1 protein-coding gene is annotated in these 281 nt (G+C 43.8%); it reads right to left on the bottom strand.

Annotation, left to right across the window (positions count from 1 at the left end):
* A partial coding sequence (locus RH85_RS14085) for a transposase (RefSeq protein ID WP_006713371.1) occupies positions 1–281 on the bottom strand: 281 nt, incomplete at both ends.

Below are 281 nucleotides of genomic sequence, written 5' to 3'. Positions count from 1 at the left end.
CCTTTTGTAAAGCCCCTAAAAACCATCCTGTTACCGCATAATATGCATTGGTACGGATCGTTTCTTGTTAGCCCTTTGTATAGCTTCGCATAAGAGAGGGTTTCTGCTTTGTTCGCGGTCTCTTTGTCGAGGGCAAGATAAACGAGTGGAAGTAAACGGCCGCGTTTCCTATTCGACAGAAAACCGTAATACCGAACCATTTTAAAGTTGTGTTGGGGGATATGGCTTACGTAGCGAAGGATCATCTCTTTTTGCGTTAACACCTTCGTTTTATGTTCTCC

The organism is Vibrio ichthyoenteri ATCC 700023 (assembly GCF_000222605.1).
Classification (GTDB): Bacteria; Pseudomonadota; Gammaproteobacteria; order Enterobacterales; family Vibrionaceae; genus Vibrio; species Vibrio ichthyoenteri.
Note: the sequence above shows the minus strand (reverse complement) of the source record. Positions and strands in the feature narration are given on the sequence as shown.